The organism is Bacteroides sp. ET71 (assembly GCF_023336905.1).
Lineage (GTDB): Bacteria > Bacteroidota > Bacteroidia > Bacteroidales > Bacteroidaceae > Bacteroides.
This window is the reverse complement of the sequence record NZ_JAMBLS010000157.1, coordinates 1-414: the sequence shown is the minus strand read 5'-3', so window position 1 is coordinate 414 and position 414 is coordinate 1. Positions and strand designations below refer to the sequence as shown.

At 55.8% G+C, this 414-nt stretch carries 1 pseudogene; it reads left to right on the top strand.

Going from position 1 to position 414, the window contains the following annotated elements:
- Positions 1 to 414: pseudogene (locus tag M3090_RS15665) on the top strand (conjugal transfer protein TraG); the annotation flags it as partial.

The window sequence follows — 414 nt, the reverse complement described above, 5'->3', positions numbered from 1 at the left end:
CTGTGGAAGAAGGACAACGAACCGGCCACGCGCTCGGAGGAGGTGGCGCTGTCCAACGCCGTGTCGCTCTACATCGAGCGCATCCGCTCGGGGGAAGTGGAAGAACCCTCGTTCAACACCTTCTACGAGTTCGTGAAGTCGGACTACCGGCGGATACTGGAGGAGAAGCAGGTACGGGAGAAGGACTTTGATTTGGCGGGCTTCCTAAACGTGCTGGAACCCTATTATCGGGGCGGCGAGTACGACTTCCTGCTCAACTCGGACAAGCAGCTTGACCTGCTGACGAAACGCTTCATCGTCTTCGAAATCGACCAGATAAAGGACCATCCCATCCTGTTCCCCGTCACGACCATCATCATCATGGAACTGTTCATCAACAAGATGCGCCGTCTGAAAGGCATCCGTAAGATGGTG